Here is an 18,296-nt window from a genome sequence, read left to right on the forward strand (position 1 = left end):
CCTATTTCGGAAGACGCGACAAGCGTCCGCGCGCCTGGCGTCCGACCCGCGCCTCGTCGAGCGCCAGCGCCTGTTCGTAGTAGCCGCGGGCGGCGGCGACATCGCCTGCCACGACCGCAAGGTCACCACGCACCACCAGCACGCCACCGTGGCCAGGGTCGCGCTGTGCCGCCAGATCGAGCAGGGGTTGGGCCTCCTCGATGCGCCCCGTCGACACCAGCAACTGCGCCTGGAGCAGGATCGAATCGGCGCTGGGCACGCGGGCATTGACCTGCTCGATGTCCCGCAGCGCCGCATCGCGCCGACCGCTTTGTGCAAGCAGGCGCGCACGCAGATACAGCGCCCCCCGCGCCGAGGGCATCGCGGCGACGGCTTCGTCGAGATGTGCGATGGCTTCGTCGACGCGTCCGGCGGACGCGGCCTCGGCGGCATCCTGATGCGCGCGGACCACGGCCACTGCATCCTTGGGATCGAGGCCTTCCATGCCGAGATCACTGCCGGAGAGATAACCCAGCGAGCGCAAGCGCGCGACCGCATCGGCGTCATCGACGTGCGAAGCGGATTGTCCGACCGCCGGCCAATCCAGCATCAGGTTGTCGAGTCGCTGCACCAATACGTCGGCCTGTGCATCCTCTCCATACACATTTCGAGACTCGTGCGGATCGCGATCCAGCCGGTAGAACTCGGGGCGCGGCGCCAACACGTACTTGCGATCCAGCGCACGCAACGCGTGCAGAGGCGCGAGCGCGAAGTCGTAGTAGGGCAATACCGTTTCCAGGTACACGCTGTCCTCGAGCGAGCGCGGCGCGGCGCGCAAGTCGCGCCCATCAATACCCTCCGGCACCGGCAAGCCGAGCACACCCAGCACCGTCGGCAACAGGTCGATCTGCGACGCCAGCGTCGGATAGACACCGGCCGCGACACCCGGTCCAGCGATCATCCAGGGGATGCGCACCGTGGCGTCGTACACGAACAGTCCGTGCGTGCGTTCGCCATGTTCGCCGAGGCTCTCGCCGTGATCGGCCAGCAGCACGATCAGTGGTTCGCGGCCGTTCGCACTGACCGCATCGAGTAGCCGCCCGACTTCATGATCGACGCGCCGGATTTCCTCGGCATAACGTTCGGCATCCCCGGCGTCGCGCCCAGGCACCGGCGCATACGGCGTGTGCGCGTCGAACAGGTGCACCCAGAGGAATTGGGGCTGAGCGGGCGGGCGCGCCGACCATGCTGCGAGTGCGGCATCAACGGTACCCGTCGCACTGCGCTCATTGCCGGTAGCAGCGAACGGCGAGGTCGCCTGATCGACCCGGTCGTCATACCGATCGAAGCCCTGGTCCAGGCCGAAGCGGTGATCGAGCACGAAGCTCGATACAAAGGCTGCCGTTGCGTACCCGTGCGACTTCAGTCGTTCCGCGAGTGTCGACGCTTCGGGCAACAGGCGCGTTTCGCCGTTGTAACGCGCCCCGTGCGCAGGCGGATAGCGCCCGGTCATCATGCTGGCATGGGCCGGCAAGGTCACCGGTGCGACCGCCAGCGCATTGTCGAAACGCAACGCCCGTGCGCACAGACGATCGATCGCCGGTGTCACGCTCGGGGTTCGGCCGTAGCAGCCGATGTGGTCGCGGCGGGTGGTATCGAGCGTGATCAGGATGACATCGGGCTTCGCCGATGCCACTGCCGCGGTGGGCGCAGCCTGTTGCGAGACGGGGTCCCCGGAGTCGCACGCCGCCAGCACGATTGCGATGAGCAGCACCCCATGCGGAAAAGCGCGACGCAGAATGGACAACACGCGGCGTATCTCCTCAGGACAGAAACGTTTCGGCGAGGCGCGCATGCAAGGCCTCCGCGCCTTGCAGCGTAGCGGCATTGACTTCGCCAGCAGCCAACGGCGCTCCGTCAGCCGCCACGAACTTCGGTGCCCACTGCTCGCGAGTCAATCGCGATGCAAGCGCCTGATCGGCCGCATCCGGTCCGATGAATTCAAGCACGCGCGCCAGTCCGGCCATGGGATCGGCACACAAGGCTTCGTAGGGCACGATGCAGATGCGCGGTGCGAGGCCGGGATCGGCCAGCAACCGTTCGACATGGCCATAGACCGCCATCCATTGCAGCAGCCAGGCGTCGGCCAGACATCCTTCGCGCCGTGCGGCTGCTGCTGCGGCGGTCTGGGCAGGATCGATCCGGATCGGGCGCTGTCTTGGTCCGAACTCGTGGTGTCCGCGCGCAGCGATGTGGCGCAGCGTACGCGCCGGTGCATCGGCATACAGGCGATCCTGTTTCAACGACGAGGCCACCTGCGCCAACGGGCGTCGCACCGGCACGATGAAGCTCGCATCGGGAAATAATCTTGCCAGGTAACCGATGCGTGCCGTGTTGTAGTTGCCTTTGCCGACATAGCGCCGCGCACCGCGCGCGAACACGAGTTTCGCGAGATGGGCCTTGAACTGGCGCTCGAAGGCCGGATGCACGGCATCCGCCCCGAGCACGTCGCTGGCGGCCATGGCGTCGTCGGGAAAGTAATGCGACCAGATCGGTTCCTCGAACGCCTCCGGGCTGTCGCGGGTGACGCGGATGCGATCGCGATGCGCGCGTTCGACCGGCTCGACGCGTTGCTGCGGCAACCTCGCCAGCAGCAGGTTCCACCAATACGGCGTCCACAACAGCGGATAGTCGGAGTAACGATGCGCGGTGAATCCGGGCATCGCGTTCAGCCATTCCAGCAGCATGGTCGAACCGCTGCGCGCGAGGCCGCCAATGAACACCGGGCGATCGACCCGCTGCAGGTCGCAGTGATCTGCAGCAAATCCGGATTCGAATTCGGCCATCCATGGACCGAGCCGCGGGAATTGCCGTTGCCACCATTCGCCGAAGCGGTCCGGCCAGGGGATCCGCCAGCGATCCTCGGAATGGCGACTCATCGCGACTGCGGACGGGTTGCGGTCGCCGGCCGGCCATTGCTGACCATGGCTTTGAATCTGGCGTCGCCGCGCCACTGCGCCCAGTCGTTGTCGATCATCGCCAGACTGATCGCATCCGGCTCCAGCGCCACGGCGTCGCGCAAATGCGCGAAGGCATCATCGCCGGCGCCGGCGATGGCATCGAGGCAGGCCAGGTTGTAGTGCGCCATCCAGCGCTCCGGACGCAGACGCACGGCCTGCTGCAGCCAATCGCGAGCCGACGCGGCGGCATCGGCACGACGCGCGCTCGCTGCTGCCTGGATCAGGGTGCGGTAATCGCCCGGCAGCAGCGCCAGCGCCTTGGCATAAGCGTCGCGGGCATCGGCAAAGCGTTGTTGCTCGAAATACAGATCGCCGAGCAAACGGTGCGCATCGGGAAAATCAGGATCGACCGCCAGGACGCGGTCAAACCAGTTCCTCGCCGCAGCATCGTCGCCACGGATCATCGCGATCAACCCGAGTCCGCTGATCGCCTCCACGAACGTCGGCGCCACCGCCAGCGCGTCCTGATAGTGCCGGGCGGCACCATCGAGATCACCCTGCCGCAACGCGATCGACCCGAGCACGCCGTGGACGCGGAACTCGCGCGGATTCTGCGCAATCAGTTGCAGGTACTGGTCGCGGGCATCGTCGACACGACCCTGATTCAGCAGCGCGACGGCCAGCACACCGCGCGCGGACGCATGCCCCGGAACCTGCGCCAGGATCTCGCGTGAAATCCGCTCGGACGCCGGCCACTGTCCCTGCTGTCCGGCCTTGCGCGCCGCATCCAGCAAGTTGTAGACGTGAATGCCGTCCTTCGGATCCATGCCGGCGACGCTCTCGCGCGCCGCCGCCGACTGCAGGTAGCCCAGCGACTGCAGCATCTCGATGGACTCCTGCGACAGCGGATTGCGCGTCGCACCCAGCGCCTGCTGTTCGGCGCCATCGAGCACCGACTGCAGCGACAGATCGAGCGCATCGGCAAGTTCGCGATGTCCGGGCACCGCAATCAGATTCCGCGTTTCGGCCGGGTCTTCCGTCAGGTCGTACAACTCGGAGCGCGGGGCCCGGATGAAGGTATGTTCGCGTTCGCGCACGGCGTACAACGGTGCCATGCCGAAACCGACTTCCGACAGCAGCGATTCCGAATACAGCGGGCGCGAGGGCTTGCGGGCATCGGCATCGACGCTGGCGAGATCCAGCCCCGGCAGGTTCGGATCGGGCGCCAAGCCCAGCGTCGCCAGGACCGTCGGAACGATATCGATGTGGTGCACCGGCGTGGCCACCCGGCGGTCCGGCGCAAAGCGTCGTGGATAGCGCAGCACCAGGGGCACGTGCGTGGTCGCCCGGTAGACGAAGACCGCATGGGTCTTCTCGGCATGCTCGCCGAGACTCTCGCCATGGTCGGCGGTCAACACGATCAAGGTGCGATCAAGCTCGCCCGACCGCCGCAATGCGTCGATCAGACGCCCGAGCTCGGCATCGGCATAGGCGATCTCGGCGTCGTAGCCGGATGGACTGCGCGCCGAAATCCAACCCGGCGCCTGATGCGGTTGATGCGGATCGAACAGATGTACCCAGGTGAAGAACGGCTTGCGCTGCGCCTGTCCTTTCCAATCGTCGAACCACGCCAGCGCCCGATCGATGGTGTCGGCGGCACGACGTTCGCGGATCATGAACAGCTTCGGGTCTTCCTCGCCCCACAACTCGTCGTCATAGGCGTCGAAACCCTGCTGGATGTTGTATCGCTTGGCCAGCACCACGGCCGAAACAAACGCCTGGGTCGCGTAGCCGACGTCATGCAGGCGTTCGGCCAGGGTATTGGCCGCATCCGGCAACGCATACGCACCGTTGTCGCGCACGCCGTGCGCAGGCGGCAGCAGGCCGGTCATGATGGTGCTGTGCGACGGCAGGGTGATCGGTGCAGCCGACAGCGCTTCCTCGTACAACGTGCCTTCGTGCGCCAGCTGGTCGATGGTGTCGGAATGCGCCAGGACGAATCCGTAGGCGCCAAGATGATCGGCACGCAAGGTGTCGATGGTGACGACCAGGACATTGGGTCGAACGCTTTCTTGCGGCAGCTTGAGCAGCCCGATCGCGACCGCCGCGATCACCACGCTCGCCAGCAGGCCGGCACGCGAAAATTGGGAAGACATGATGCGGACTCCGGAAACGAAAAGCTCCGCCGCAGCGGAGCATTTCGCGACGACCTGCGACGCAGGCAATCAGGCGCGGCGCGCCCTCAGTGCCAATGCACCCAGGGCGACCGTCAATGCCGCCAGCGCAGCCAACACGCGGCGATCCGTGGTCGGCACCGGCACGCTCGGCGCCTGGGTGCCAACGAAATTCACGACCTGCGCGATTTCGGTCGCGCTCATGCAGGCCGTCTGGTTGGCGGTGAACGCCGTGAGTTCGGCGGCCTTCGCGGCCGCTTCTGCGCGAGACGGCTGACCGGTCGCGTAATTCGCGATGATCTTGGTTTCGCCCGGCGCCAGCGTCATCGCATAGTTCCAGAACGGATTGTCGTCGCCGTTGACGAAACTGATGCCTGAAATCTGCGTCGCCGCACCGGGCCCACCGAGCACATGGCCCAGTCGCGGATCCGACGAGGTGGTGCCGGAGAAGTTCTGGAACGAGGCAACCCACAGGTCGGACGTCGAGGCCACGGCATCACCCGAGGACGTCGTGCTGATCGCGGTATTGCTGTCGGAGCCCAGGTTGTTGCCGGTGATCATGTTGAAGCCGATGGTCGCACCGCTGGTGTTGGTGAAGATGTTCAACCAGCGCGCGAACTCGTCGTTCGAAGGCACGAACACCTTGCGCTGGACCGTCAAGCCGCCAATGACTTGCGGCGGCATGATCACCTGACGGTCGCCGCAACCGGCATCCAGCGTCGCCGGGCCATTGTCGTTGTAAATGGTGTAGTTGTTTCCGGTAATGGCCTTGCCACCACCACCGCCCGTGGTGCACGGACCGGTGCCGCCATTGGTCGACACGCACAAGGTGTTGTAGCCGTCGAAGGCATCATTCAGCGTGCTGGCATCGACGCCGCCATTCAAGGTCGACGCGTTGACTGCCTGCGTGTAGGACGCTTCCGATGCCGCACCCGAGGCCGAGCTCGAGGTCGAGAAGGTGATGTCGGTATTGACGAAGTATTCGAGGCCGGACGCATCGACCAGATTCACCGAACCGGTCGCGCTGGGTGCGCGGCCCGAGTCGGCCTTGGCCATCGCCTCGCGCTGCGCCTTGTCACCCAGCTTCACATGGTGCCCATCGCGACCCGCGTCGGCCGCGAGCATCACGACATCGGCGAACGCAGTGGACGACAGCGCGACACCGACCAGAACTGCAAGAGCATGACGAACCATCGGATTTCCCCTAGAGAAGTGGGCGAACAGGAATTTCCGGAAGTGTGACGCAAGACACGCGGCACTGGCAACCCTCTGATTCTGCTCGCCATCGACGGCCGCGCTGGCCGCTATACTGTCAATCTCTCGTCGTCCGGAATCCGTCCCATGTCGCTTGCAGGTCGCTTCCTCGCCTTTTTCGTCCTCGCCTTCTGCGCGCCCTGTGCGCTGGCCTACAACGGCCCCGGATCGGGCGTCAGCTTCCTCGCCGCGTTGTGGTCGGTGCTCGCCGGCTTCTTCGTGGTGTTGTCGGCGATCCTGTTCTGGCCGGTACGTGCGCTCTTGCGCCGCCGCCGCGAACGTCGCAACGCCGCGCGTTCCCAGACCGCCAGCTGATCGTGCGCCGAAGCGGGTGGATCGCCCTCATCGCACTGGCGATCACGGGCACATGGTGGTGGTCAAGTTCGCGCACGCCGCCGCCAAAACCGCGTGGCTCCGATCATCGCGTGATCGTGCTCGGCTTCGACGGACTCGATCCTGCACTGCTCGGCGAAGCACGCGCCGCAGGGCGCATGCCGAACTTTTCCGAACTCGCGGCGCAAGGTCATCTGCAGACACTCGCGACCACCGATCCGCCGCAGTCGCCGGTGGCGTGGTCGAGCTTCGCCACCGGCACCGGTCCAGGCGAGCATGGCGTCTTCGATTTCCTGCATCGCGACGCCGAGCACTATGCCCCGGAATTCTCGATCGCCACCCAGTTGCCGCCGGAAACACTGGACCTGTTCGGCTGGCAGATGCCGATCCGCGACGGCGCATTGGTCACGCGTCGGCAAGGCACGCCGTTCTGGCTTCGGGCTGAAGCAGACGGCTTGCGGACCGCGGTCATGCGCGTGCCGGTCACCTACCCGGCTGACCCGATCACGCACATGCTGTCCGGCATGGGCGTGCCCGACCTGCTCGGCACCCAGGGCACGTACACGCTGGTCGCCAATCACCTGGTCGCAGATGCCGAATCCGGCGGGCGCGTGCTGATGGTCAAGACCAGCGAGGATGGCGTGGTCCGCACCGAACTCGCCGGCCCCGCCAGCCCGACCAGCGGCGAAGCGATGACCGTGCCGCTGACGCTGGCGCCGGCGGGGGACGCCGTCGCCATTGCCCTGGGCGGCCATGATCTCACCTTGAAAGCCGGCGCCTGGTCCGACTGGCTGCCGCTCGATTTCCGCTTCCTCGGGCTCGGCACGGTCCGCGGCATGGTCCGTTTGCACCTCGTCGCCGGGTTCCCGCGCGTGCGTCTGTACGTGACGCCGATCCAGGTCGATCCGACCGCGCCGGTGCTGCCGATCAGCCATCCGCCCGAGGATGCGGCGCGCATCGCCGAACGCATTGGACGCTTTCATACGCTCGGCATGCCCGAGGAAACCTGGTCGATGAACCAGGGCCACCTCGACGAAGTCGCCTGGCTCGCCAGTGTCCGCACGACCCTGGCCGAGGGCGAGGCCCTGCTCTATGACCGCCTCGCCCAGGACGACAGCGACATCATCATCGAAACCTTCGTGCAGCCGGACCGGGTCAGCCACATGTTCTGGCGCGGACGCGACGCGCTGCATCCGCTGCATGCCGAATCATCGGAACTGGCGCGCACCGCGATCGACTGGATCTACGACGAGAGCGACCGCATCGTCGGCGAAGTGCGCAAGCGCATGCGCCCCGGCGACCGCTTGATCATCCTCAGCGACCATGGCTTCACCCACTACCGTCGCAACGTACATCTGAACCGCTGGCTGCTCGACCATGGCTACCTCGCGTTGAAACCCGGCGCGAGCGCATCCGAGCCCCTGTTCGCGAGCGTCGACTGGTCGCGCAGCCGGGCCTATGCGCTCGGACTCAATGGCGTGTTCCTGAATCTGCAGGGCCGTGAAGCCGAAGGCATCGTCGCAGCGAACGCGGGCAGCGCGTTGCTGGACGAGATCGCCGCCGCGATGTCGCAATGGCAGGACCCGGCGAATGGGGAGCGGGTGATCCTGCGCGCCGGCAAGGCGACCGATCTCTACCAGGCGCCGCGACGGCCGACGCTCCCGATCTCGTGGTCGGCTACAACAGCGGCTATCGCGCCTCGTGGCAGACCTCGCTCGGCGGCGTGCCGGGTACGGATATCGAGGACAACCGCCAACTCTGGAGCGGCGACCACTGCGTCGCCTCGGAACTGGTCCCGGGCCTGCTGCTGACCTCGTTCCCGATCGACCAGCCTCTGCCCGGCATCGCGGCCGTGGGTGCATTGGTGCGCAGCGAAGCGCGGCGCGACGGAGCAGGATCGCAATGACACCCGGATGGTTCGACCTGCCCGCGCCGGTGCTCGACGGCGTCGACCAAGTGCTCGCCATGGCGCTTCCGGAGTGGTTGCGGGTGGCGATCTACGGGCTGGTCGTCAGCTATCTCGGCATGGTCATCTATTCACGTGTCTCGAACCAGGGTCGACTGCGTGCCGTGCAACGCCTGACGCGTCGCGTGCGCCGCCGCCTGCACGATCCCGAGATCGCGTTCGACGCCCTGCTCGCGGCCTCGCGGCGCAGTCTGGTGCTGTCGTTGCGACACCTCGGGCTGGTGCTGCTGCCGTCCCTGTTCACGCTGCTGCCGCTGCTGTTCGTGCTGCCGTGGGCATCGAACCGGTTCGGCGCGGCCCTGCCCGCAGTCGGCACGCCGGTGACGTGGTGCGCGCGGCCGATCGAGCGTGCAGCGGCGGTGCGCGTCGGCGATGCGCCGATGGACGAGACCGGGTGCGTCACCGCGCCCTGGCCGGCGGCGCAACAGCCAATCCGGCTCGACGACCACGTCATCGCGACGGCCCCGTGGCGTGGCCCCAGCGAGGTGTTGCACGCGCGACACTGGTGGAATCGCTTCATCGGCAATCCCGCGGGCGAATTGCCGGAGCGCGTCGGCGACCTGGAAATCCACGTCGCGTTTCCGCCGCACCTCGTGCTGACGGTCGGACCTGCGTGGTTCGGGCACTGGTTGTTCTGGTTCCTGGTACCCGGACTGTTCGCCGGCTTCTACTGGCGCTGGCGCTGGAAGCTGGTGTGACGGCGTCGCCGTCGCTGTCGCGATGGAATCGCTAACATCATCGCCATGACCGTCCTCCGCACCTTGCTGTCCTGTCTGGCCCTCGCCGCCGCGGCACTGCTGACCTGCGCCGACGCCGATGCCAAGCGCCTGTACCAGTACCGCGACAAGAACGGGGTGCTGCACGTGACCGACCGCCCGCCGACCGGCGAGGTCGAGGCCGGCGAGGTCAAGGAGACGCTGATTCGCGCCGACGAGCAGGACATCGTCCAGATGTTCACCAACGACGCCGGCAACGAACACACGATGACCTTCGTCAACAAGATCGCCGGACCGGTCGCGGTGCAACTCGAATTCGTCGATGCCGAAAATGTCGCGGCCGAACCACCGCTGCCGCTGCAGACCGTGCTCGGCAGCTTCGAGCAACGCGTGGTCGCCAAAGCCTTTCCGGCAGACCGCTACCAGAATTCGCGCTTCGGCCTGCGCTACGTCGCCGCACCTGGCGACCCGTCGGCCCGCCACGACGATTCGGTGCGCTACTCGGTGCCGTTCGCGGCAGGCACCAAGTTCGTGCTGGCGCAGGGCTTCAACGGACCGTTCACGCACACGGGCGTGCAGTCGCGCTACGCGGTCGACCTCGGCGTCGACGAAGGCACCCCGGTGCTGTGCGCCCGCGAAGGCACGGTAATGATGGTCGAGGAAGACTTTTTCGGCGCCGGGCTCGACAAGGAGCGCTTCGGCAGCCGCGCCAACCATGTCCGCGTGCTCCATGCCGATGGCTCGATGGGCGTCTATGCACATCTGAAGCTCGAGTCGGCGCGCGTGCAACCGGGGCAGCACGTGCGCCGTGGCCAGGTCCTCGGCCTGTCCGGCAACACCGGTTTCTCCACCGGCCCGCACCTGCATTTCGCGGTGCAGGTGAATCGCGACATGGAACTGGCGTCGATCCCGTTCCGCTTCGAAGGCGACGCGATTCCGCTGCAGTGAGCGTGAACGCGGCACCCGCCCGCGTATAATCCGCGCCCCTTTGCCGCCCCGCGGCGGCGCATCGAATCCAGACCATGTCCGAACAACAGACCGAAACGGCGCGGCGGCGCACGTTCGCGATCATTTCCCATCCCGACGCCGGCAAGACCACGTTGACCGAGAAGCTGCTGCTGTTCGGCGGCGCGATCCAGATGGCCGGCAGCGTGAAGTCGCGCAAGGCTGCCAAGCACGCTACGTCCGACTGGATGGCGCTGGAAAAGGAACGCGGCATCTCGGTCACGTCGTCGGTGATGCAGTTCCCGTATGAGGGCCGCATCGTCAACCTGCTCGACACGCCGGGCCACGCGGACTTCTCGGAAGACACCTATCGCGTGCTGACCGCCGTCGACTCGGCGCTGATGGTCATCGACTGCGCCAAGGGCGTCGAGGAACGCACGATCAAGCTGATGGAAGTCTGCCGGCTGCGCGACACGCCGATCATGACCTTCATCAACAAGCTCGACCGCGAAGGCCGCAGCGGCATCGACCTGATCGACGAAGTCGAATCGGTGCTCGGCATCCGTTGTGCCCCGATCACCTGGCCGATCGGCATGGGTTCGCGCCTCAAGGGCGTGGTTCACCTGGTCGATCGCGAAGTGCATCTGTTCGAGGCGGGAAAGAACTTCACGCGCCAGGACTCGACCATCCTGAAGCTGGATGATCCGTCGCTGCCCGAACGCGTCGGTGCCGAGGCCTACAAAGAACTGATGGACGAACTGGAGCTGGTCGAGGGTGCGTCGCAACCGTTCGATCGCGAGGCGTATCTCGCCGGCCAGCAGACCCCGGTGTTCTTCGGTTCGGCGGTCAACAACTTCGGCGTGCAGATCCTGCTCGACGCCTTTGTCGATTGGGCGCCCGGACCGAAGGCGCATGCGACGACGACGCGTCCGGTGCAGGCGACCGAAGACAAGATGACCGGCTTCGTGTTCAAGATCCAGGCCAACATGGACCCGAACCACCGCGACCGCGTCGCCTTCATGCGCATCTGCTCCGGTCGCTACGAGCAGGGCATGAAAGCCTTCCACGTCCGCACCGGCAAGGAGGTGAAGTTCGCGAACGCACTCACCTTCATGGCGTCGGACCGCGAGATCGTCGACAAGGCCTGGCCAGGCGACGTGATCGGCCTGCACAACCACGGCACCATCTCGATCGGTGACACCTTCAGCGAAGGCGAACAGATTTCCTTCACCGGCATCCCGAACTTCGCGCCGGAACTGTTCCGGCGCGCGCGCCTGCGCGACCCGCTGAAACTGAAGCAGTTGCAGAAGGGCCTGGCGCAGTTGTCGGAGGAAGGCGCGACCCAGTTCTTCAAGCCGATCATGTCGAATGATCTCATTCTCGGTGCGGTCGGCACGCTGCAGTTCGAAGTGGTGGCCTATCGTCTGAAAGACGAGTATTCGGTCGACTGCAGCTTCGAACCGGTTCAGGTCGCGACCGCGCGCTGGATCCGCTGCGACAACGACAAGAAGCTGGAAGAATTCCGCGAGAAGGCGGCGATGAATTTGGCGCTCGATGCCGCCGGCAAACTCGTCTACATCGCACCGACCCGGGTGAACCTGCAGCTGACGCAGGAGCGCTGGCCGGACGTGGTATTCATGGCCACGCGCGAACACGCGCACGCGGTCGACGCCGATTGAACATGATCCTGCGCTGGTGGCGCTATTTCTGGGAAAAGCGTGCCGAAGTCGCCGCGCTCGACTGGAAGGATGCGGAACTGGCGCGGATCGTGTTGCGCATCCATCGTCACCGACGCAGCGTCGACTGGCGCCACGTGCCGCTGCGCGCGATCGCACCGATCCATCCGATCAACCGCCCGACCGCGTTGGCGGCGGCGACGGAACGGGCCGAACGCATTCGCCCGATCGCCGAGGTCTTGCGTGCCGAGGGCCGAATCGGACGCGAGCGCCTGCACGAGGTCTTGCCGTCGGTGTCGGCGATCAAGCTGGTCGAGACGGCGCCGGGCCGGTTCGTGTCCTACGAGGGCAATGGTCGCCTCGCCGCGCTGCGGCCAGGTCTTCGTCGACCGACCGGACCTGCAGATCGAATGCGAGATCTACGACATTGCGCACTCACCGCGCCTGCTGCGCCGCATCGCGAAACTGCGCAGGGCCCATGGATTTGACGACGCCAATTGACTCGGATCAGGCTCGGTCACAACTCGGCACACTCGCTGCGCCCGCGTGATCGCATACTGATCGCATCTGCCAACGCGCCGGACCCGCCATGGCCCATGATGTCGAACAACGTCTGCTGGTGCTGCGCTCGATGGCAGCGATTCCGCGCATACCTTGAAAGTTACCCGATCGCACCGCCGGAGACGCCCGAAAGCGTTTGGATGAGCTTGCCGGAATGGCTGGCCGACGGTGACGACTGCGACGAAGAACGCTTCCGGCTGGCGGTTCACCTTGGCTATCCGGCTGCACGACTGGGCCGGTTCGACGATCGCGGTGCATCCGACGCAATCACCCCCGAGCTCGCGCGTCGATTGCGTGCGATCCCGCTGCAGATCGCCAAGGGCCTGGTCGCGGTGGCGCTGGAAGACTGCGAGAACCCCGAAGCGTTGCAGCAGCTGAATTTCCTGATGCGCGACCGCGTCTTGCCGATGATCGCCACGGCGCGCACGATCCGCGACTGCATCAGCCGCTTCTACGATCACGACCAGGACCTCGCGGTCGCACGACAACTCGGGCTTGACCCCGCAGTGGAAACGCCGCAACGCGACATCGAACGCCTCGCCCGCGAGAAGCCGGTCGTGCGCATCGTCGCCGACTTGATCGCCGAAGCGGTGGCGCGACGCGCCTCGGACATCCACATCCGCCCGGGCGAACACGGCGCCGACGTGCTCTATCGCATCGACGACGAACTGGTGCCGGTGCGCCGCTTCATGCGCGCCTTGCTGCCGGCGGTGGTGTCGCGCGTGAAGGTGCTGGCCGACATGAATCTGGCGGAACACCGCAAGCCGCAGGATGGACGCACCAGCTTCGTGCTCGACGATGGTCGCAAGATCGACCTGCGGGTCTCGGTGATGCCCGCCGTGTTCGGCGAATCGGTGGTGGTCCGCCTGCTCGACACCATGGAGAGCCTGTGGAGCGTCGATCAGCTGGGACTGAGCCCGACCGATCGCGTGCGTCTCGACGACGTGATGGCACGCAGCCACGGCATGTTCCTGACCACCGGCCCGACCGGCTGCGGCAAGTCCACGACGCTGTACGCGATGCTGCTGGAACTGCGCAAGCAGCGCATCAACATCCTGACGATCGAGGACCCGGTCGAGTTCTACGTTGAAGACATCCAGCAGATGCAGGTAAATCGCGCCGCGGACTTCACCTTCGCCACCGCGATGCGCAATTTCCTGCGTCACGATCCGGACGTGATCATGGTCGGCGAAATGCGCGACCGCGAGACTGCGGCCATCGGCGTGGAATCGGCGCTGACCGGTCACCTGGTGCTTTCGACCCTGCATACCAACACCGCCGCCGCGACGATCACGCGCCTGCTCGACCTCGGCGTCGAAGCCTATCTGCTGCGCGCCTCGTTGCTCGCGGTGATGGCGCAGCGCCTGGCGCGATTGACCTGCGTGCACTGTCGCGAGATCGAACAGGTCAGCCCGCACATTCGCGAGATCCTCGGCGTCGCGCCCGGTGAAGTCTTCCATGTCGGCAAAGGTTGCTCGCACTGCGAAGGGCTGGGCGTGCGCAAGCGCCGTGCCGTGTACGAACTGATGGTGATCACGCCGGCGATCCAGAAGCTGATCGTGCCCGGAGCCGAGGCCGACACCATCCACCGCACCGCGATCGCGGAAGGCATGACGCCCTTGACGCAGGCGGCCGTGCAACTGGCGCGCAGCGGCGCCATCTCGCTGTCCGAGGCCTGGCGCCTGCGCGCGGATTGAACCTCGCCGGGCTCAGCCGATGTCGATGCGGATGCGTTCGGCGACGCGGCGTGCCTTTTCCCGGGCCGAGAACAGGCTGTCGCCACGCGCCAGCGCGACACCGACGCGACGCTTGCCCTCGACCACCGGTTTGCCGAACAGGCGCAGGTCGGTATCGGCTTCGGTCAACGCATCGGCGACGCCGTGGAATTTCGGGACGCCGTGACCGCTGCCGAGCATCGCCATCGATGCGGCATAGCCGCGCGATCGGATCACCGGGATCGGCAGTCCCAGAATCGCGCGCAAATGCAATTCGAATTCGGACAAGTCCTGGCTGATCAGCGTGACCAGGCCGGTATCGTGCGGGCGCGGCGACACTTCCGAGAACAGCACCTCGTCCCCGTGCACGAACAACTCGACCCCGAACAATCCCCAGCCGCCGAGCGCGTCAGTGACTTTGCGGGCGATCTCGCGCGCCGCGGCGAGCGCCGCTTCGGACATCGGCTGCGGCTGCCAGCTCTCGCGGTAGTCGCCTTCTTCCTGGTAATGGCCGATCGGGTCGCAGAAGCTGGTGCCATCGCGATGGCGCACGGTCAACAGGGTGATCTCGTAGTCGAAGGGCACGAAGCCTTCGACGATCACGCGCCCGGCACCGGCACGTCCGCCCGATTGCGCATAGGCCCAGGCGGCATCGATCTCCTCGTCCTTGCGCACGATGCTCTGGCCCTTGCCGGACGAACTCATCACCGGCTTGATCACGCAGGGCAGGCCCAGTGCCGCGATGGCGGCGCGGTAGTCCTCGACCGTGTCGACGAATCGGTACGGCGAGGTCGGCACGCCCAGGGTTTCCGCGGCCAGACGACGAATGCCTTCGCGATCCATGGTCAGACGCGTTGCCAGGGCCGTGGGCACCACGCGCAATCCCTGCGCCTCGAGTTCGATCAGGGTCGGCGTGTGGATCGCTTCGATCTCCGGCACCACCAGGGTCGGTTGCTCGAACGCGATGACGCGGCGCAGCTCTGCCGGGTCGAGCATCGAAATCACGTGCGCACGATGCGCGACCTGCATCGCCGGTGCGTTCGCATAACGATCGACCGCGATCACCTCGACGCCGAGACGCTGCGCGGCAATGGCCACCTCCTTGCCGAGCTCGCCGGAGCCGAGCAGCATCAGGCGGATGGCCCCGGGCTGGAGCGGCGTACCAAACGGGGTCATGGCGGTTCCTCGACAAGTGGACAGACGGAATCCTCATTGTAATGCGCGCGGTTGCAGATGCTGCGCAATGACTTCCGGCGCATGACCTTCGGCGCTGTCGACCCGCTGCAGCTGCGCTAAAAAGAAGCCATGTCCCGGCTCCGCCTGTTGCTGCTGCTGATCCTGACCGGACCCGTGTTCGCCGCACCGACGCGGGAATGGTTCGCACTGACGCTGGGCGAGCATCGGATCGGCTACATCGAGCGCAGCCGCGAGGTCGCGAACGACATCGTCGAGACCCGCGAATACTTCCGCGCAAGGCTGAACCGCAACGGCATACCGCTGACGGTGACCACCGAAGAGCGCCATCGTGAACGTCGCGACGGCACCCCGCTGCGATTCCACTTCCGGCAGACGATCGGTGAATCGGAGCTGCGCGTATCGGGCGAGCTGATCGATGGCCGGCAACTGCGGCTGTGGGTGCGCAACGGCCGATCGGTCTCGCGCCGTCAGGTCGCCTGGCCCGACGGTGCGCTGTTGATGGAGGGCATCCGTCTGCGCGAGCAGGCCCTACTGGATACGCCCGGACTGCGTCTGCGCTATCGCATGTTCAATCCGGCATCGCTCGAGGGTGTCGACACCGAGGCACGCCTGGTCGGACCGGAAACGCTGCAGGTCGGCGACCGGTCCGTCGATGCCCTGCGCATCGAACACGTGTTGGCACTGGCGCAGAATTCGATGCGGGTCGTGGCGCACATCGATCACGAAGGCCGGCTGCTGCGGACCATGCTGCCGCTGTTCGGGCGCGAGCTGGTGATTTCCCGCGACAACGAGCGCGTGGTCGCGCCGCAGTGGCCGCGTGCCGACATCTACGACTTCACCCTGGTCGCTGCGCCCGCGAGCTTTAGCGATGGGTGGCGGGCGCAGGCGCTGCGGTATCGCGTCGCGTTCGCGCAACACGACGACGGCGCCGGATTGCCTGGCGGCGAACAACGCTGGCAGGCGCTCGGCGACGGCCGCTTCGAGGTGGTGGTCGACCCCGATGCGGCAACCATCGTTTCCAGCGCGCCGTCCCTCTCGCATCTCGCCAGCACGACCTGGATCAATGCCGATGACGCCGGCATCCGGCGACTGGCCGAGCGCGCGATCGCATCCGTCGCTGCGCCGGCCGACCGCATGGCGCGCCTGGAACAGGCCACACGCGCCCGCATCGAACGGCATTCCATGCGTGTCGGTTATGCCAGTGCCCGCGAGGCCTTCGACCGCCGCGACGGCGACTGCACCGAACATGCCCTGTTGCTGGCGGCGATGGCGCGCAGCATCGGCATTCCGGCACGGATCGTGATCGGGCTCGTGTATGCCGAGCAGTTCGGTCGACACGACCGCGTCTTTGCGCCGCACGCCTGGGTCCAGGCCTTCGTCGACGGACATTGGCGCAGTTACGACGCCGCCCAAGCCGGTTTCGGCAGCGACCACATTGCGCTCGCGATTGGCGACGGCAACCCGTCCGACTACTACGCCAGCCTGGAGCGGATCGGCGTGATGCGCATCGAGTCGGTCGAACGCCTGCGCCGGTGAAGGCACGCACATCAGGAACTGGATTCGCGGCACTTGCATAATGATATCGTTTTGATATCTTTATCTCCGAACACCACGGAGACCGCCATGAACCAGAACGCCGAATTCCACGAATCCCGCGCCAGCAGCGCCGCTGGCATCCCGATGATCCTGCTGATGTTGGCGATGACCTTTGTCGTCCTGCCGGCGATGTTTCTTACCGGCTTCCGGCTGTTTGCGGTGCCCGTCGCGATGGTGGTGTTCTTCTGCTGGTTCGGCTTCTTCATGGTCCAGCCGAACCAGGGGGCCGTGATGCAGTTGTTCGGCCGCTACGTCGGCACCGTGCGCGACGAGGGCCTGCGCTGGGCCAATCCGTTCTATTCAAAGAAGGCGGTGTCCCTGCGCATCCGCAACTTCGAATCGAACAAGCTCAAGGTCAACGACCTCGAAGGTTCGCCGATCGAGATCGGTGCGGTCGTGGTCTGGCAGGTCGTGGATACCGCCGAGGCGGTGTTCTCGGTCGATGACTACGAAGATTTTGTGCACGTCCAGGCCGAGGCGGCCTTGCGCCAGTCGGCAACCAGCTACCCCTACGACCTGCACGATGGCCATACCGTGTCGCTGCGCAGCCACACGCAGGAAATCGCCGACCATCTGCGCAAGGAAATCCAGGAACGCCTGACCAGCGCCGGCATGAAAGTGCTGGAGGCACGCATCAGCCATCTCGCCTATGCCCCCGAAATCGCGCAGGCGATGCTGCAACGGCAACAGGCCAGCGCGATCATCGCGGCGCGCACCAAGATCGTCGAAGGTGCGGTCAGCATGGTGCACATGGCACTCGACCAGTTGAACGAGAAAGGCGTGGTCAAGCTCGACGAGGAACGCAAGGCCGCGATGGTCAGCAACTTGCTGGTCGTGCTCTGCGGTGAACGCGGCACCCAGCCGATCGTGAACACCGGTTCGATCTATTGAGCCCGCAGCCATGGAAGACCGTTACCTCACTGCGGCCGGATTGCTGTTGTCCGCCATTCCGGCCGGACTGTTCGCGATCAAGTTCCGATCCGGCGGTGCGCTGCACCTGATCCGCGGCATCGACCTTGGTCAGGTCCGCGATCCGGCAGCCTTGAACGAAGTCGTTGGCTTGCTGCTGATGGCGCTGGCCGGATTGCTGGTCCTCGCCGCCGGTGCCATCGCGGTCCTGCCGGAATCGGTGCTGCCGGTGGTCGTCGGGCTGCTGGTCGCCGGCAGCATCGCCTTTTCCGTCGCGCTCGCGATCAGCCTGCAGCGATACGTGCGCAGGTGACG

At 66.0% G+C, this 18,296-nt stretch carries 15 protein-coding genes; 10 read left to right on the forward strand and 5 right to left on the reverse strand.

Features of this window, described 5'->3' with window-relative positions; translation table 11 throughout:
* Position 1: 1 nt before the first annotated feature.
* The 4 genes from IPP28_15040 to IPP28_15055 all read right to left on the reverse strand — a co-directional run bounded on the left by IPP28_15040 (position 2) and on the right by IPP28_15055 (position 6,307).
* On the reverse strand, positions 2 to 1,789 hold the full coding sequence (locus IPP28_15040; protein MBL0042311.1) for a sulfatase-like hydrolase/transferase: 1,788 nt from the start codon (positions 1,787 to 1,789) through the stop codon (positions 2 to 4).
* 13 nt (positions 1,790 to 1,802) lie between these two features.
* On the reverse strand, positions 1,803 to 2,918 hold the full coding sequence (locus tag IPP28_15045; GenBank protein ID MBL0042312.1) for a sulfotransferase: 1,116 nt from the start codon (positions 2,916 to 2,918) through the stop codon (positions 1,803 to 1,805).
* Complete coding sequence (locus tag IPP28_15050; protein MBL0042313.1) at positions 2,915 to 5,095, reverse strand: sulfatase-like hydrolase/transferase; 2,181 nt, start codon at positions 5,093 to 5,095, stop codon at positions 2,915 to 2,917. The genes IPP28_15045 and IPP28_15050 overlap by 4 nt, the downstream gene beginning before the upstream one ends.
* A 69-nt stretch (positions 5,096 to 5,164) precedes the next feature.
* Positions 5,165 to 6,307 (reverse strand): hypothetical protein, encoded by a 1,143-nt coding sequence (locus tag IPP28_15055; GenBank protein MBL0042314.1) that lies wholly within the window; start codon positions 6,305 to 6,307, stop codon positions 5,165 to 5,167.
* A gap of 147 nt (positions 6,308 to 6,454) precedes the next feature.
* Between IPP28_15055 and IPP28_15060 the strand changes: the two genes are divergently transcribed.
* The 7 genes from IPP28_15060 to IPP28_15090 all read left to right on the forward strand — a co-directional run bounded on the left by IPP28_15060 (position 6,455) and on the right by IPP28_15090 (position 14,261).
* On the forward strand, positions 6,455 to 6,682 hold the full coding sequence (locus IPP28_15060) for a hypothetical protein (GenBank protein ID MBL0042315.1): 228 nt from the start codon (positions 6,455 to 6,457) through the stop codon (positions 6,680 to 6,682).
* 110 nt (positions 6,683 to 6,792) lie between these two features.
* Positions 6,793 to 8,511 (forward strand): alkaline phosphatase family protein, encoded by a 1,719-nt coding sequence (locus IPP28_15065; GenBank protein MBL0042316.1) that lies wholly within the window; start codon positions 6,793 to 6,795, stop codon positions 8,509 to 8,511.
* A gap of 91 nt (positions 8,512 to 8,602) precedes the next feature.
* On the forward strand, positions 8,603 to 9,364 hold the full coding sequence (locus IPP28_15070) for a hypothetical protein (protein ID MBL0042317.1): 762 nt from the start codon (positions 8,603 to 8,605) through the stop codon (positions 9,362 to 9,364).
* A 45-nt stretch (positions 9,365 to 9,409) separates the two neighbouring features.
* Positions 9,410 to 10,330, forward strand: a complete 921-nt coding sequence (locus tag IPP28_15075) for a M23 family metallopeptidase (GenBank protein MBL0042318.1) — start codon at positions 9,410 to 9,412, stop codon at positions 10,328 to 10,330.
* Positions 10,331 to 10,404: 74 nt separating this feature from the next.
* Positions 10,405 to 12,006 (forward strand): peptide chain release factor 3, encoded by a 1,602-nt coding sequence (locus IPP28_15080; GenBank protein ID MBL0042319.1) that lies wholly within the window; start codon positions 10,405 to 10,407, stop codon positions 12,004 to 12,006.
* Between the two features lie 2 nt (positions 12,007 to 12,008).
* Positions 12,009 to 12,491 (forward strand): hypothetical protein, encoded by a 483-nt coding sequence (locus IPP28_15085; protein ID MBL0042320.1) that lies wholly within the window; start codon positions 12,009 to 12,011, stop codon positions 12,489 to 12,491.
* 213 nt (positions 12,492 to 12,704) lie between these two features.
* Complete coding sequence (locus IPP28_15090) at positions 12,705 to 14,261, forward strand: type II/IV secretion system protein (protein ID MBL0042321.1); 1,557 nt, start codon at positions 12,705 to 12,707, stop codon at positions 14,259 to 14,261.
* A gap of 12 nt (positions 14,262 to 14,273) precedes the next feature.
* On the opposite strand, the gene purT is transcribed toward IPP28_15090, so the two are convergent.
* The gene (gene purT / locus IPP28_15095) at positions 14,274 to 15,455 is read right to left on the reverse strand and encodes a formate-dependent phosphoribosylglycinamide formyltransferase (protein MBL0042322.1); all 1,182 of its coding nucleotides are present in this window, start codon (positions 15,453 to 15,455) and stop codon (positions 14,274 to 14,276) included.
* Between the two features lie 129 nt (positions 15,456 to 15,584).
* On the opposite strand from purT, the gene IPP28_15100 reads away from it, so the two are divergent.
* The 3 genes from IPP28_15100 to IPP28_15110 all read left to right on the forward strand — a co-directional run bounded on the left by IPP28_15100 (position 15,585) and on the right by IPP28_15110 (position 18,294).
* A complete protein-coding gene (locus IPP28_15100) occupies positions 15,585 to 17,012 on the forward strand; it encodes a transglutaminase domain-containing protein (GenBank protein ID MBL0042323.1) in 1,428 nt (475 codons plus the stop codon).
* An 87-nt stretch (positions 17,013 to 17,099) separates the two neighbouring features.
* Positions 17,100 to 17,963 carry an SPFH domain-containing protein gene (locus IPP28_15105; protein ID MBL0042324.1) on the forward strand — a complete coding sequence of 288 codons (864 nt, stop codon included), beginning with the start codon at positions 17,100 to 17,102 and terminating at the stop codon, positions 17,961 to 17,963.
* Positions 17,964 to 17,973: 10 nt separating this feature from the next.
* On the forward strand, positions 17,974 to 18,294 hold the full coding sequence (locus IPP28_15110) for a hypothetical protein (GenBank protein ID MBL0042325.1): 321 nt from the start codon (positions 17,974 to 17,976) through the stop codon (positions 18,292 to 18,294).
* The last annotated feature ends 2 nt before the right edge of the window (positions 18,295 to 18,296 follow it).

The sequence above is a fragment of the Lysobacterales bacterium genome (genome assembly GCA_016721845.1).
Taxonomy (GTDB): domain Bacteria; phylum Pseudomonadota; class Gammaproteobacteria; order Xanthomonadales; family Ahniellaceae; genus JADKHK01.